The sequence below is a fragment of the Gluconacetobacter sacchari genome, from assembly GCF_014174255.1.
GTDB lineage: Bacteria > Pseudomonadota > Alphaproteobacteria > Acetobacterales > Acetobacteraceae > Gluconacetobacter > Gluconacetobacter sacchari.
Genome location: NZ_JABEQJ010000008.1, coordinates 63,280 through 76,632 on the forward strand (window position 1 = coordinate 63,280; position 13,353 = coordinate 76,632).

18 protein-coding genes are annotated in these 13,353 nt (G+C 64.1%); 9 read left to right on the forward strand and 9 right to left on the reverse strand.

Annotation, left to right across the window (positions count from 1 at the left end; genetic code table 11):
* Window positions 1-51: 51 nt before the first annotated feature.
* The gene (locus HLH48_RS07985; protein ID WP_182996976.1) at window positions 52-1,035 is read right to left on the reverse strand and encodes an AAA family ATPase; all 984 of its coding nucleotides are present in this window, start codon (window positions 1,033-1,035) and stop codon (window positions 52-54) included.
* A gap of 59 nt (window positions 1,036-1,094) precedes the next feature.
* Window positions 1,095-3,122 (reverse strand): transposase domain-containing protein, encoded by a 2,028-nt coding sequence (locus HLH48_RS07990; RefSeq protein WP_182996977.1) that lies wholly within the window; start codon window positions 3,120-3,122, stop codon window positions 1,095-1,097.
* A 99-nt stretch (window positions 3,123-3,221) separates the two neighbouring features.
* On the opposite strand from HLH48_RS07990, the gene HLH48_RS07995 reads away from it, so the two are divergent.
* Window positions 3,222-3,593: a hypothetical protein gene (locus HLH48_RS07995; RefSeq protein ID WP_182996978.1), complete on the forward strand. Its 372-nt coding sequence runs from the start codon at window positions 3,222-3,224 to the stop codon at window positions 3,591-3,593.
* Between the two features lie 117 nt (window positions 3,594-3,710).
* On the opposite strand, the gene HLH48_RS08000 is transcribed toward HLH48_RS07995, so the two are convergent.
* The 5 genes from HLH48_RS08000 to HLH48_RS08020 are packed head-to-tail and all read right to left on the reverse strand — an operon-like array spanning window position 3,711 to window position 5,911.
* On the reverse strand, window positions 3,711-4,169 hold the full coding sequence (locus HLH48_RS08000) for a hypothetical protein (RefSeq protein ID WP_182996979.1): 459 nt from the start codon (window positions 4,167-4,169) through the stop codon (window positions 3,711-3,713).
* A complete protein-coding gene (locus HLH48_RS08005; protein ID WP_182996980.1) occupies window positions 4,166-4,423 on the reverse strand; it encodes a hypothetical protein in 258 nt (85 codons plus the stop codon). The genes HLH48_RS08000 and HLH48_RS08005 overlap by 4 nt, the downstream gene beginning before the upstream one ends.
* On the reverse strand, window positions 4,420-4,695 hold the full coding sequence (locus HLH48_RS08010; RefSeq protein WP_182996981.1) for a helix-turn-helix domain-containing protein: 276 nt from the start codon (window positions 4,693-4,695) through the stop codon (window positions 4,420-4,422). The genes HLH48_RS08005 and HLH48_RS08010 overlap by 4 nt, the downstream gene beginning before the upstream one ends.
* Window positions 4,692-5,609, reverse strand: a complete 918-nt coding sequence (locus tag HLH48_RS08015) for a ParB N-terminal domain-containing protein (protein ID WP_182996982.1) — start codon at window positions 5,607-5,609, stop codon at window positions 4,692-4,694. The genes HLH48_RS08010 and HLH48_RS08015 overlap by 4 nt, the downstream gene beginning before the upstream one ends.
* A complete protein-coding gene (locus HLH48_RS08020; RefSeq protein WP_182996983.1) occupies window positions 5,606-5,911 on the reverse strand; it encodes a helix-turn-helix domain-containing protein in 306 nt (101 codons plus the stop codon). The genes HLH48_RS08015 and HLH48_RS08020 overlap by 4 nt, the downstream gene beginning before the upstream one ends.
* A gap of 263 nt (window positions 5,912-6,174) precedes the next feature.
* On the opposite strand from HLH48_RS08020, the gene HLH48_RS08025 reads away from it, so the two are divergent.
* The 4 genes from HLH48_RS08025 to HLH48_RS08040 all read left to right on the forward strand — a co-directional run bounded on the left by HLH48_RS08025 (window position 6,175) and on the right by HLH48_RS08040 (window position 8,063).
* Window positions 6,175-6,852, forward strand: a complete 678-nt coding sequence (locus HLH48_RS08025; RefSeq protein ID WP_182996984.1) for a LexA family transcriptional regulator — start codon at window positions 6,175-6,177, stop codon at window positions 6,850-6,852.
* A complete protein-coding gene (locus tag HLH48_RS08030; protein ID WP_182996985.1) occupies window positions 6,849-7,076 on the forward strand; it encodes a hypothetical protein in 228 nt (75 codons plus the stop codon). Before HLH48_RS08025 ends, HLH48_RS08030 begins: the two co-directional genes overlap by 4 nt.
* Window positions 7,063-7,410 (forward strand): hypothetical protein, encoded by a 348-nt coding sequence (locus HLH48_RS08035; RefSeq protein ID WP_182996986.1) that lies wholly within the window; start codon window positions 7,063-7,065, stop codon window positions 7,408-7,410. The genes HLH48_RS08030 and HLH48_RS08035 overlap by 14 nt, the downstream gene beginning before the upstream one ends.
* Before the next feature lie 293 nt (window positions 7,411-7,703).
* Window positions 7,704-8,063: a TonB-dependent receptor domain-containing protein gene (locus HLH48_RS08040; protein WP_264812540.1), complete on the forward strand. Its 360-nt coding sequence runs from the start codon at window positions 7,704-7,706 to the stop codon at window positions 8,061-8,063.
* 54 nt (window positions 8,064-8,117) lie between these two features.
* On the opposite strand, the gene HLH48_RS08045 is transcribed toward HLH48_RS08040, so the two are convergent.
* Window positions 8,118-8,750 carry a peroxiredoxin gene (locus HLH48_RS08045; RefSeq protein ID WP_182996987.1) on the reverse strand — a complete coding sequence of 211 codons (633 nt, stop codon included), beginning with the start codon at window positions 8,748-8,750 and terminating at the stop codon, window positions 8,118-8,120.
* Window positions 8,751-9,242: 492 nt separating this feature from the next.
* Here HLH48_RS08045 and HLH48_RS08050 point away from each other — a divergent pair, with 492 nt between their 5' ends.
* The 4 genes from HLH48_RS08050 to HLH48_RS08065 all read left to right on the forward strand — a co-directional run bounded on the left by HLH48_RS08050 (window position 9,243) and on the right by HLH48_RS08065 (window position 12,209).
* The gene (locus tag HLH48_RS08050; RefSeq protein WP_182996988.1) at window positions 9,243-9,452 is read left to right on the forward strand and encodes a hypothetical protein; all 210 of its coding nucleotides are present in this window, start codon (window positions 9,243-9,245) and stop codon (window positions 9,450-9,452) included.
* Window positions 9,453-9,481: 29 nt separating this feature from the next.
* A complete protein-coding gene (gene cysE / locus HLH48_RS08055) occupies window positions 9,482-10,378 on the forward strand; it encodes a serine O-acetyltransferase (RefSeq protein WP_220795043.1) in 897 nt (298 codons plus the stop codon).
* A gap of 171 nt (window positions 10,379-10,549) precedes the next feature.
* Window positions 10,550-11,674, forward strand: a complete 1,125-nt coding sequence (locus HLH48_RS08060; protein ID WP_182996989.1) for a phytanoyl-CoA dioxygenase family protein — start codon at window positions 10,550-10,552, stop codon at window positions 11,672-11,674.
* A 70-nt stretch (window positions 11,675-11,744) separates the two neighbouring features.
* Window positions 11,745-12,209, forward strand: a complete 465-nt coding sequence (locus HLH48_RS08065) for a nuclear transport factor 2 family protein (RefSeq protein WP_182996990.1) — start codon at window positions 11,745-11,747, stop codon at window positions 12,207-12,209.
* Between the two features lie 15 nt (window positions 12,210-12,224).
* Here the strand turns inward: HLH48_RS08065 and HLH48_RS08070 are convergent, their stop codons facing one another.
* A complete protein-coding gene (locus tag HLH48_RS08070; RefSeq protein WP_182996991.1) occupies window positions 12,225-13,343 on the reverse strand; it encodes a P1 family peptidase in 1,119 nt (372 codons plus the stop codon).
* Window positions 13,344-13,353 lie beyond the last annotated feature (10 nt).

Sequence of the window (13,353 nt, forward strand, 5' to 3'; positions counted from 1 at the left end):
GGCAGGGCGGTGCCCCCCCCCCGGAGGAGAAGCTGCTCAATACTGTCATGGTCAGTCTCCCTTCTTCACGATGCGGGGGAATTCCCCGGTCATATGCGCCTTCCACGAGGCTTCCATGTCCCCGATGGCCACGCTCTCGCGGCCATGGACGCGGGCGATGCGCACGGCATTGCGCAACACCTTGGTCATCGACCGCAGCGCGCCGTCGCGCATGGCGATCGCCTTCGCGGCGTTCACCACATCCTCGTCGTCCAGGCCCCATTCCTTCAGGATCGGGCACACATCGCTCTGGAGCGGTGCGCCGACATTCCGCCGATGCCCGATGCGGCTGAAGATCTGCGCATGGTCAGCCGTGCGCCCCAGCCCGTCGATCTTGCCGATCAGCGGCGCGTTGCCGCTCAGCACCACGCCGACCTTGGCCTGGTCATGGATGGACCGCAGCATTTCGATGCCCGGCACGCTGAGGTGCTGCGCCTCATCCACCACGATCAGCCCGGACGATCCGGACAGCTGGCGCAGCACAGCGCGCTCCTGCCGCGTTCCACGCTCCTGCACCCCCTGCTGCTCGGCCAGCTCATCCAGGATCGCGCTCGGGCTGATCTTCTTGGGCGTCGCGGTGATGACCCAGACATTGTTGTTCTGGGCCGCGTAAGCCTCGATCGCCATGGTCTTGCCCACGCCGGCATTCCCGGCGATCAGCCCCATGTCCGGACCGAACTGCGCACCCTCCAGCACGGCAAACAACCGGCTCGCCGTGCGCGTCTGCACAAATCCGGGCACGCTCGGCACCAGTGACCGCTCTCGATCGCGACGCGCCAGCCCGTCCAGCCACCGCCGGGCCCTTTCCACCCGCTTCTCGTTGTCGCCGTTATACGTGCCGTTCAGCCAGGCCGAGAACGTCTGATACGCCTCGCCCATGGCATCCGCGACCTGCCGGCGCGTCAGCCCGCGCGCCTCCATCGCCTCGCGCACGCGCTGCCGCAGCGCGTCGTCGTCGGGCGCGCCATTCTGGTTGTTCATGGTCTCGTTCGTCATTACTGTAGGGTCTTCCCTGAAAATGTTGCCTTGGTGACGCGGTTGTTCTGAAAGCCGCGTCACTCTTCTTCGTCTTCGACGGGGCGGAGATAGCCGCGCGCAGCGCGCTCCATGGCCATCGCCCGCTCCAGATCGTCCTCGTCCTCGTCGGCGAATGCCGCATGCGCCAGCGCGGTATTGCCGACGACAACGGGGGATTTCGAAAAGATCGGGCGCACAACCTTGGCCTCGATCACGTCCTCGGGCTCGTCGGGTGTGGCGCTGGGGGCGTACAGCGCCTGAAGCTGTCCCAGCGACATATCCAGCTCGGCCGCCTTCATGCGCTTCGCCGCCTTCATCCATTCCGCGCGGCGACGGTTGTCCGCCTGGGCAGCGCTCTTGTCCGCGAACCCGGCCGGCTCCAGGCACTGCGCGGCACCCAGATAGGTCCCGTCCAGCCGGTAGACGTGCAGATCCTCCTGCAACGCCTGCGGATCGAACCGCACCACGACCGACTGCCCGCGCAACGGCAGCAGGAAATCGGCCCAGAACCGGTTGCCCTCCAGCATGATCGAACCGTCGGTGCGCCCGACATTGATCGACTCCGCCGCCATCAGCCATAGCCGGCGCTGCTCGGCCGTGGCCTTCTTGATCGGGGCGTGGACATAGGATTCCGCGAATGCCTGGGCGAAGCTCAGCGTCCCGCCACAGACCCGCGACCGGCGTCCGGCCCGGTTATTGTGCTCGTCGATTCCCTCGGCCACCACCTTGATGAATTCGTCGAGCGGCACCGCCTTGCTGCCGTAATTCTCCGGCTTGGCCATCGGGTTATTGCCGGTATAGGCACCCTCAAAAGCCGGATGCTTCGCGATGCTCTGCGAGAAATCACGGAACGCGCGCTCGATCGGCTTGGACTGCCCCGAATAGGGCCACGTCCAATGCACCTCCACACCAAGCTGCGGCATGATCCCGGTCGGCTCATCCTCGCGAACCTTGAACCGATACCGGTTCTCGACGCCGCCGGTCAGCCACTTGCTGGCAAAGTTCCTGCCGTTGTCGAGGAAGCACATCTTGGGAATGCCCCATCGCTCGACCATGTCGCCGAAGGCGAGGCGCACGGCCTCCTTGTTCTCGGAAATGTCCAGGCGCCATGCCAGGATCATTCCGGAGCGCAGGTCCTGGAACGCCACCAGGATCGGCCGCAGGATCTTCACCTTCCCGCCCTCCGGCCACGCGACGAACACATCGAATTTGTGGCCGTCCGCGTTCACCGCCTCCATGGCGTGAAACGACGACCGGTCGCGGACCTGTGCTGGAAACATCCTCTTAAGCGCCTCTTCACCCTTGCGGCACACCGTGATCAGCTGGGGCGGAAACTGGTCCATCCGACGCTTCAGCGTCTTTTCGGATGGGATGGACCAGCCGCTCCCTTTCGCTTTGTCGGCTAGCCGACGGTAGCAATCAGTAAATCGCGGCTGGGAAAGGCGCAGATAATCGGCCTTGAGAGCCGCCCAAGCCTCCGGTGAGCATTCAGCCCGCTTCGCCGCCCCCGCGTAATGCGGGGCCAACGCCGCCAGCCAATCGCACCGGTCGATCCCGCGAATATCGCGATACCAGTTATGGATCGTCGTCACGCCGACCGATTCCTGACGCGCGACATGCATGAGGGCGATCGTCTTCACGGTTCCCGAGCGCTCCATCAGCTCGACCGCCTCGATAATCCGGTGCGCCCGGCGGGCCTTTTCCTTCAGGGTATCCGGCAGCGCGTCAAAGCGGCGCCACAGATCCTCCCGGTGTCGCTCGCCCATGGCGGCATCCGCACGCTCCGCCTCGGCCTGTTCCTCCTGACGCTTTCGATGGAGCTGGCTCGCCAGTTCCGCCTGCGCCTCCATCGGCAGGACATATGGGGTGAATTCAAACCCGCCGCCCTGACCCTTGCGCCTGCGCCATGTCTGCCCCTCGCGCTCGGGCGACATCCAGTTCTCGCTGGCGGCCCGCGCCTGGATACCCTGCTTGGTCGCCGGCATGCGCGGTAATCTCAGCGCGGCAAGCTCCGCCGCCGAAAGCCACGGCACCGACGCATCCACGTAATGCACGGCGCCCATCATGCCGCCACCCGCCGGGGCTGGGCGGCGCGGCCGGCCAATTGCCAGACTCGCGCCGCCCGTTCCACCATGAGGTTGTCCACACCAACCATGGAGGAATTCGTGAAGACACCGTACGGCTGGATCGAAATACCGGGAAACCGCGCACCCGATATTCTTTTTCCATTGCTCGAAATATTGAGTGCGCGCCCCGATTCCTCAACCCTTTCATCGGTCGCGCCAGGGAACCAACCGGAACTGGACTCGGTCATCGACAGCCTTGCGCAGGCCGGAAGCTTCGCCCCGCTAGGCGAAATGTCCCCGCCAGCTTCGGCCCTGCTGAAAGAACACGTCGTCACCCTCATGGCGAAAGCGGCAACTGCTGTCAGGATGAGAAAACCGTTCATGACTGTTGCCCCCGGCCAAACGTCAGACCTGCACCTACTAGTGATGCTGCTCTCGTCCGAAATTCGGTCACCGAAAAATCTTCAGTAATCGCAAGATCAACTAAGGATCGTGCCTCAGCCAACGTGTGCGCCTCTATTTCTCGGGGGGAGAAAAGCATTCCGCAGACTTCTCCGGCAGCGGAGCGGATCGGCTTGTAGTCCGTCATTACCGACTTCCCCGAACGGCCTGGCGCCGGAGCATCCGCTCACGCTGTGCCAGGTCTTTTTTCTGTTCACTGACTGCCGCCAGCTCGATCATCGGCAGATACCGCCGCTCGATCACTGCCCAGCCGTGCGGCTCCGCAAGAAATTCCACCAACCGCCGGTCGGCGACCGCATGCACCAGCGCGTCGAAGCGCGGCACGCTGATCTGGTGCCCCTCACGCATGGCTGACGAATAGGCGTTCAGCATCGGCACACTGACCGGACGCTCCAGAATGGCCGACATCCGCGCCGCCACGTCCTCACGCGACTGGCCGCACTCCTGAAGGCTGATCGAAATCGCGCGCGACAGACGACCGGAATACGAATTGGCGCGGATCAGGCGTTCATCGAACCGGACCACCGGCTCCGGTGGCGCCCAGTCCAGCAGGGACAACTGTCCCGGCACGGGACGGCGGCTCATCGCACCACCTTCACGGTCGTCAGGGCATATCCTTCCACCAGTCCCGGACAGTCTTTCGACGTAGCCACCCACAAGACTTCAGCGACAATTCCTTCCCACACAAAGTTGCCCACCGAGCATGGAGGAGTGGTCAGGAGCAGCATATCGCCCGGACAAACCTCTCCTTGCGGCCTGATTATGATCCCGACCTGAAACCCGTCAGTGATGGCTTCGATCGCCTCTTTGGGCATCGTCTCGCTGTGAAAGCGCTTCATGCCGCACCCCCACGCGCCCGCGCATCCTCGGCCAGGATCGCCAGCACATCGTCAGCCGAGAAATCCAGCGCCCAGAACAGATCCAGCATCGCGCCGAACCCGATCTCCGTCGTCCCACTCTCGACATTGCGCACCGTCCCGATCGAGACATTGGCGTCCGTCGCCAGATCGATCGCCGTCAGGCCCTGCCGGGCGCGGACCTGCTTGATCATCTGCCCGACAAACCGCCGCACGTCATGCGCGTGGGCGTTGCGTGAAACTGGATGTTTCATGCTGCCTCCTGCGCGGCATCCCGGCCGATCCGGTGGTGCTGCGGCGACAGGAAGTCGATGATGTGAGAGCGTTCCTCCGCGCTGGCGCGATGCCAGAAATCTTCGAACGAATTCACCACCTCGGGCCGCAGGTAATCGAGAATGGCGCTACGGCCACCCGCATCGGCCACCTTCCAGACCCCGATGAACTTCTGATACGCGGTCGGCGGTTTTGCCTTGGGCCGGTTTTCGATCTGGCGGACAATCTCGCCGACCTGCCGGATACCGGGCCACTGGGCGATGAAGTCGGCAATCCGCCGCTGCATCTCCGGCGTTTCCTTGGCCAGGGCGTCGAGCTGGGCGCCGCTATCCGCGATCCATGTGCCGGCGATCTTCGAGCGCACGTCGGGAACGATGTTCCGATGCCGCGCCACCGCGATCTCGATCGCGCGCTTCGTCAGCCCAAGACGTTCAGCGGTCGCTGTCGTGAAGGAGGCGATCAAAGCGAAGACCTCTTCGCTTTGATCGGACCTCCGGTCACCACCGCGTTTCGTCTCGGGGTGCAACTCCTCGTAAACGCGCTTGCGCTCGGCCAGAAACGTCGCCCGGTCCAACGGGCTCAACTCCCGGCGGCACAGGTTTTCGTCGATCTCCAGAAGCTGGGCTTCCAGGTCCGTGACCTTCAGCACCACGCATGCGGCGGTATCGGCGCCGATCTCCCGCAGCGCGGCCTCCCGGTGCGCCCCGGCGATCAGCTCATATTTCTTCCCCGTGCGCTCCAGCGCCTTCGAGACATTCAACTTCCGGACTTCGAGCGGCACCCGCTGCCCATGCTCGCGCATCGACGCGGCAATCAGCGCCACCCAGTCCGGGTCCACCGACCGCAGCCGATCCCCGACCGCGATCTGGTCGAGGGGAATCATCTCGACGTTCATGCCGCCACCGCCTTTGCACGCTGATCAGCACGCGGAAGGGCGGTAGGAGTGCGGTCTACCGTAAACGAAACCGGAGTCCCGTCCTCATGATACCGGTCAGGCCAGACCTCTTCGGGCTTCATGCCCAGCGCCTTGGCAATCTCCCGCTCTATCGGAACCGAGTAGCCCGGTGTCGCAATCACCTTGCTCACCGCCGCCACGCCGCGCCCGATCAGCACGGAAAACGCGGCCAGCGAGCCGTACAGGATGCGCAGCCGGGCCTTTATCTCCTCCGGATGCAATCCCCTGGGCTTTTGTGCCATACATAGCCTCCTTGAACCGGGGCGGTGCCAGCCGCCCCTCTTTCGTCCCCCGCTTCCGCAAGTTTTTGCGGTGCATGTCCGTCGCGAGGTATGACCGTGAGAATACGCTTTTCGGTATCTGAATCAACGGAAAACCGTCCCTTGTCGGTTCGATGCAGACAGTTTTCTGTGGATAACCGATCACAAGCCGCATCTATCAGCCGGAAAACAGGTGAAGAACATACCGTTTTCAGTTTTTGTCGGTTCGCGCCGTGAACCGACAAATGGAAAACAGGTTCGATAGGCTGAAAAGGGTGGTGAAAGCTGCGGGCGGCAACGAGCCTGTTGCGCAGAAGGCCCTGATCGGCACAACCACGCTAAGCGGCTATATGAACGGCAAAGAGTGGAAGTTCAGCCACGCTGAGAAGCTTGCCGAGGCATGCGGTGTAAGCCTTCAATGGCTTCTTTTTGGCGATAGCAGCCCCGTCGCCACACCGGAATCGGTGCCGACACCCAGCAATGACAACATCGACCACCTCGACTATTACGATGTCGCGGCGTCGGCAGGCTTCGGTGCCTATGCTTCAGGTGCCCCCGCTCCGGAGAAATTGGCAATTTCCCGCCATTTTCTGCGGCATGACCTCGGCCTGACGCCCCAATCGGCCATCATGATCCAGGTGGATGGCGACAGCATGGAGCCGACCCTCAGCGCGGGGAATCGGATCATCATAGACAAACGCCCCAAGCCGGCCCTGAACGGCATCCACGTCTTGGTCGTCAACGGAAGCCTGCTGGTAAAGCGCCTGGCCGCGACCAGCGACGGCATCCGCATCATCTCCGACAACGACCGCTATCCCTCAGAAACAGCGGCAGCCTCCCGTTTCCATTGGGGCGCCCCCGATGGCGACGACACCATCACCATAATCGGCCGCGTCGCCTACAGATTGCAGGCATTGTCATGAATACAGATGATGAAATCGCAGAACTGAAAGAGATTATCAGGCAACAGGGCGTCGTAATTTCGTCTATCGTTCTTCTTTTATTTAGAATTATCTACAACAAAAATGGCGTTGATTTTTCATCCAGCATTAAAGAAGACCAGATGGGTGAATTATTAAGGGAAGTCACATTACTGACCAAGAAGACCCGTTCGGTCTTTCAGGAGAACCCCAGTGAGCGGGACTGATTACATTGAGAAAATGGAGTCCAATGTCGTCGAGATGAAGAGCCTGCGACCTCAAAAATCCCTTGGCCGCACGCGCGGAGGCGGAGATAATGGTGGCATGGACCTCACAGATCACCGTCTGACCGAACTGGAACGGCGCGCCGAGCGAACCGAAGCGAAGCTGGATAAGCTTGTCGAGACCATTCATGGCCTTGATAAATCGGTCATTGCCGCCAGCAGCGGCTTGGGTGGGCGTCTGGATCTGATCGAGAAGAAGCTCCCCAACTGGTGGCAGCCTTATGTGGGCATCGGTGCCCTCGGTGCCACGTTCGCATTACTGGCGCATTTCCTGTAGCAGACGGAGGCCGTATCCGGCGGCTAAGGGCGTTTCCAATGACTCTGACGCGCCGCTAAGCGACCTCTGAGAGACCGTCCAGGCGCCGACCCCCGATGTTCCAAACCCGATGTCCGAAACGCCGATTTGTCGGTTTACTTCCAGACATCGGGCAGGCTAAAAATCGCCCCTGTGGATAACCGGCGCGCGCCGCGCAACCCAAGGCGCGACCACGATTTTCCGTCCCGGATAATCCCCGAACATCCCACAAAATCCCGCCTTGTCGGTTGTTCCATTCCCCCTGTCCCCTTTCAGTGGCCTATCCGCGCCTGATGTACAAATCGAGCCTGAGCTATGCCTACAAGGGCTTCGATACCAGCATCGATGCGTCATACATGTCGCAGCGCAACCTGAGCTATACCGGCGATGCCAAGGTGCCGTCCTACTGGCTGGCGAATTTCAGCATGCGCTACAAGTTCGGCAATATGGGTAAATATGCCCATTCGCTGGGCTTCATGCAGAATCTGGAACTGTCCTTCAATGTCTATAACCTGACCAACCAGTTCTACGTCTCGACGATGGGCGAGAACGGCTTCCCGCTTTCGGGAGATGCCCAGTCGTTCCTGCTGGGGGCGCCGCGCCAGTTCTTCGGGTCGGTTCGCGCGGAATTCTGACGCGGATCTGCGGCTCGTCCCCGCGGCGCGCGCATGCGTCGCGGGGGTGGTGGTTCAGCGCGGCTGGGCCACCAGGCGGAGATAGGGGCGCAGCGTCTTCCAGCCCGTGGGGAAGAGGGTACGGGCCTGCTCGTCGCTGACCGAGGGGGCGATGATCACGTCCTCGCCATCACGCCAGTTGGCCGGGGTCGTGACCTTGTGGCGGTCCGTCAGTTGCAGGCTGTCCAGGACGCGCAGGATTTCGTCGAAATTGCGCCCCGCCGATGGCGGGTAGGTCACGGTCAGCCGGACTTTTTTCGCGGGGTCGATGATGAAGACCGTCCGGACGGTGACCTTGGGGTCCGCTGCCGGGTGGATCATGTCGTACAGGGCCGCCACCTTGCCGTCCGCGTCGGCGATGATGGGGAAATCGACCGTCGCGCCCTGGGTGTCGGCGATGTCGGCCGCCCATGCCGCATGACTGCCGACGGGATCGACGGACAGGCCGATGACCTTGGTGCCGCGCTTCGCCCATTCCGGCGCGAGCTTCGCCACCGCCCCCAGTTCGGTGGTGCAGACGGGGGTGAAATCCTTGGGGTGGCTGAACAGGATGCCCCACGAATCGCCCAGCCATTCATGGAAACGGATGCGACCGATGGTCGTCTCCTGCTCGAAATCAGGCGCGATGTCGCCGAGATGAATGCTCATGGTGGAAATCTCCTTCCCATCGGGCCCCGGATCCGCCGGGAGACTCGATAACGACGATATATCGTCATATGGAATATTCAACTCGTCATTTTGTATTATATCGACGATTCGTGATGCGCCCGGCGCGGGATGAACGAGGCGGCTGATTGGTGCCGTTCGGGCTTGGTTTATAAAAACATAATAAAAACAATAGGTTAACTTGTTGATGTTGCAACGTTCATCATATTGCGTGATTGTTGTAATGTACGAATATTTGTCGTTTTAATCTTGACGTCCGGTGGGGACGCTGTATCGTTCGTGCTGTCGCCATTGGGAAATGGTGTGACCATCCGGAGGATGAAGTCCGATGACGCTCTGGCGGGCGCGAATGTGTCGCAGCGATCGATGTAGCGCGGGACGGTCCGGTTCCATGGGGCCGGTCTCCGCCCGATAACGTGCCGGTGGCGGAGGCTGCCGGTGGCCCGCGCAAGCGGAACGACAAGGCAGCAGACAATGTTTGAATCACGGATCGTTGAAATCGAAGGCACGTTTCTGGGGGCGCTGATCGTGGAGGCCGATCGCAAGACGCGGCGCTTCTATGCCGCGCATGACAGCGTGCGACCGCTCCATAACCGCGTCCTGGCCGAGGCGGACGAGTTGACGCGGCAGGTGGTGGGGCAGTTCCGCCGCGCGCATGCGGACAGTCTGACGCGGGCGCGCTGACGCGGCGCGGTTTCCGTCCGGATCGGGCGATGAGACCGGAACGGCGAAGGGATGACGGGGACGTCACCAGCCTGCGTGCCTATTTCGAACAAGGCGGGCTGGATGCGGCGGCGGCGGCGGGCGCCGCCGCCCCGACGATCTCGCCGGCCGGCCTGTGGGAATTGATCCTGGCCGAGGCCCGGGCGCATCGTGACCCGGTGCTGCGGGACCTGACGCGGCCCAGTATTCTCGACCAGCCGGATTTCGCGACCGCGCTGGCCTTTCTGCTGTCCCGCAAGCTGGGCGGCGATCTGGTGCGCCGGGCGACGGTCTTTGCGCTGATACGGGATTTTCAGATCCGCCGCCCGCCGGCGGTGGACATGGCGGCCGCCGATCTGGCGTCGATCTGCGAGCGCGATCCGGCCGCGAGCGGCCTGCTGGTGCCCTTCCTGTTCTTCAAGGGGTTCCATGCGATCCAGTCCTATCGGCTTGCGCATTGGCTGTGGCACGAGAACCGCCGGCCGCTGGCGCATTATGTCCAGGGCCGGACGTCGGAACTGTTCGCGGTGGATATCCATCCCGCGGCCCGGCTGGGGAAGCGGGTCATGTTCGACCATGGGACCGGTATCGTGGTGGGCGAGACCGCCGTGATCGAGGACGATGTCGCCCTTTTGCAGAACGTCACGCTGGGCGGGACCGGCAAGCAAGCCGGCGACCGGCATCCCAAGGTGCGGCGCGGCGCGTTGATCGGCACCGGGGCCAAGGTGCTGGGCAATATCGAAATCGGCGAGGGTGCCAAGGTCGGGGCCGGGTCGATCGTGCTCGGCCCGGTTGCCCCGTTCACGACCGTCGTGGGCAATCCGGCGCGGGTGGTCGGCGCGCCGCACCGGGGATTGCCGTCCCTGACGATGGACCAGAGCCTGTCCGGCATCGCGTATGACATCTGACGGGCAGGCGGGCGAGCCTGGCAGGACGGGGAAGGCGCATGGCTTGCGCCATAATTTTGCAACATATTCCAATGATGCTATTGCCACGCCGCCGGACCGCTCGCGCTGCGCGGGATGGCAGTTTCATGGCGTGGAGGGCGTTCGACCGCCCGTTATGGCCGACCGGATCTTATGCAAAAGACAATCAAGAACGTTCTGACCTGTCCTGTCTGGGTGCTTCAGCTTTTTACCGGGGCGAAATCCTTTCGCGACAATCCGTTGATCGGCAGCCGGCGGCTGAATGAGGCGGGTCTGCACGGCTTGCGCCAGGGCCTGGCCCATTGGGCCGCGGGATGGCGGCGGCGGCGGCTCCGTCGGGCGATTCCGCCGCATCTCGCCGCCGAATTCGACCGCGATGGCTTTGTGGTTATTCGTGACTTCCTGCCTGCCGCGACCTTCGGGCAGGTTCTCGACGATGTCCGGCGGTATCGCGGCGCGGGGCGCGAAACCATTCAGGGTGACACGGTGACCCGCCGGATCGCGCTCACGCCCGACAGTCTGGACCGGATGCCCGGCGTGCGGCGATTGCTGGACGGGACGCTGCTGGGGCGGCTGATCCGGCTGGCCGGGAGCCGGGATTGCGAGCCGCTTTATTATATCCAGACGATCCTGCCGCATGCCGTCACCGGCGAGGGCGACCCGCAGTTGCAGCTTCATGCCGACACGTTCCATCCGACCGTCAAGGCCTGGTTCACCCTGACCGACACGGCGGAGGGGAGCGGGCCGTTCGTGTATGTTCCCGGATCGCACAAATTGAACCCGGCCCGCCAGGCCTGGGAAAAGCGGATGAGCCTGGCGGCGGGCCCGTCCGGGGACCGTCTGAGCGGACGCGGATCCTTCCGGGTCGACGAGGCGGCGATTGCCGGCATGGGCTATCCGCCGCCGCGCGCCGTCGCCGTGCCGGCCAACAGCCTGATCGTGGCCGATACCGGCGGGTTTCATGCGCGCGGCGTCAGCGCGGACCCCGGGATCCGGGTTGAAATCTGGGCCTATGAACGGGGGAATCCGTTCTTCGCGCCCTTGATCGACATATGGCGTATTCCGGCGCTCGGCCGGCGTCGGGGGGCCTTTGTCTGGGCGCTTCATGACTGGCTGGAGGCGAGCGGCTTCGGTGTCCATGTCTGGCGCAAGCGGAGCGATGTCGGTGCGTTCGATGGCGAGGTCGCCGGCCATGGGGCGGTGGGGATTCCGCCTGGCTTGTCCACCCGTTTCGGACAGGTGACGTCCCGCATGATCCGGCGGTTCGCGCGCCGATAGGCTTGCGCCCGTTCCGACCGTTCTGTACCGATCGGGGGCTATCGTGCCGGTCGGTACGGAAGGGGATGTGATGTCAGGTCCGCTGGTTCCTCCATTTACGGCCGAAACCGCGCGGCTGAAGGCGCGATTGGCGGAAGATGCCTGGAATAGCCGCGATCCGCAGCGGGTTTCTCTGGCCTATACGCCGGATTGCCGGTGGCGGAATCGGGCCGAGTTCATCGAGGGCCGCGACGAGATCGTGGCGTTCCTGCGCCGGAAATGGCAGCGGGAGCGCGATTACCGCCTGATCAAGGAGGTCTGGGCCCATGACGGTGATCGCATGGCCGTCCGGTTTGCGTATGAATGGCATGATGAGAGCGGCCGGTGGTTCCGCTCCTACGGCAACGAGAACTGGGAATTCGATGCCGGTGGCTTGATGCGCCGGCGGATCGCCTCGATCAACGATCTGGCGATCCGTGACGAGGACAGGCTGTTTCATTGGCCGCTCGGCCGGCGCCCCGACGATCATCCGTCGCTCGGTGCGTTGGGGTTGTAAGCGGGAATTTCTGTTCTATCCCGGCAGGCTCTTCCAGGTCGGGCCTGTCATGCCGGGTGGCAGCGTGGCTTCGTACACGCCGCGCGCCACGGCGCGGGACAGCACGTCGGCCGCCAGGGCGCCCAGGCGTGCCACGTAGAGCGGGCGCGGACCGGGGGGAAGCGGGCGGCGGGCGGTGGAGAGGGCGAAGATGACGTCGCCGTCGAAGGGGGAGTGAACCGGGCGGATGGCGCGGGCGAGGCCGTCCTGCGCCATCATGGCCACGCGCCTGAGATCGTCGGCATCGAGATCGGCGTCGGTGGCGATGCAGGCGATGGTGGTGTTGGCGCGGGCCGCCGGGTTGAATTTGGCCTGGCCCCATTCCTCGGGATCGACATGGGCGGTGCTGGCGCCCAGGCCTCCGAATTCGCGGCCCATTTCGAACGCGCCGGCCCAGAAATGGCGCGTGCCGGGCACCACCACCGAGCCCAGGCTGTTGACCGCGACGATCGCGCCGACGGTCAGGCCGTCGGCGGTGACGAAGGATGCCGAACCCAGCCCGCCCTTCAGCGCGCCGGCCTGCGCCCCGTAGCCCGCGCCCGCCGTGCCCAGGTCGAACCGGCGGGAGGGGTGGTCCATGGCCCGCAGCGCCAGGTCGCGATAGGGCGGGTTGAGGCCCCAGTTCTTGTCGCCGCCATTGGCGAGGTCGAACAGGATCGCGGTGGGCACGATGGGCGAGGGCGGCACGCCAGGCTGCTTCGACATCGTGAAGCCGCGCCCGCGCGCGCCCAGCCAGGCGGCCACGCCGTCGGCGGAGGCCAGCCCGTAGACCGAGCCGCCGGACAGCACGACGGCGTCGACGCTGCGTACGAGGTTGCCGGCGGTGAGGGCATCGGTTTCCCGCGTGCCGGGGCCGCCGCCGCGCACGTCCACCGCGCAGGCCGCGCGCTGGTCGGGCAGGATGATGGTGACGCCGGTACGGACGCGGGCGTCATGCGCCTCGCCGATGGTCAGGCCGGCGACGTCGGTGATGAGATTGGTGGGGCCGACACGGCCGGGGCCGGGATGCAGGGGACCGCCGTCCGCGGCGGGCGCCGCCCGGGCCGCCAGGATCGGCAGGGTGGCCGTGAGGCCGAGAAGCGTGCGTCTGTTCATCGGAAGCGGG